Source organism: Mangrovimonas sp. ST2L15, assembly GCF_001280515.1.
Taxonomy (GTDB): domain Bacteria; phylum Bacteroidota; class Bacteroidia; order Flavobacteriales; family Flavobacteriaceae; genus Mangrovimonas; species Mangrovimonas futianensis.
Map to the genome: position 1 here is coordinate 1 of NZ_LBIQ01000040.1, position 523 is coordinate 523.

Annotated in this window: 1 protein-coding gene; it reads left to right on the top strand. The window is 46.8% G+C overall.

Annotated elements, in window-relative coordinates; all coding sequences use genetic code 11:
- A partial coding sequence (locus ZA07_RS16205) for a hypothetical protein (RefSeq protein ID WP_197276759.1) occupies positions 1-523 on the top strand: 523 nt, incomplete at both ends.

Sequence of the window (523 nt, forward strand, 5' to 3'; positions counted from 1 at the left end):
CACCTGCCTCTGACATTGCCATTGAGTGTAGTGCTGATGGTGACCAAGGTGGTATCGAAGCTTGGTTGGCTTCAAATGGTGGTGCTACTGCTACAGATAATTGTAATGGTGAGATCACTTGGACAAACAACTATGGTGGCGATGCTTCAGATTGTTCTCAAGCTATTGCTGTAACCTTCACTGCTACAGATGCATGTGGAAACTCTGTATCCTCTACGGCTTCCTATGCTGTTCAGGATACAACACCGCCTACCATTACAGATGCAACCTCCTCTACCGTGGAATGTGACGGTTCTGGAAACTTAGATGATCTAAACGATTGGTTGGCGTCAAACGGTGGGGCTACTGCTTCTGATGACTGTTCTGCCGTGGCTTGGTCTAACGACTTCTCTGCCCTTTCTGATGATTGTGGGGAAACTGGTTCGGCTACAGTAACTTTTACTGCCACTGATGGTTGTGGAAATGCAGCATCTACTACCGCTACATTTACTATTATAGACACAATTGCTCCGGTTGCTCCTGA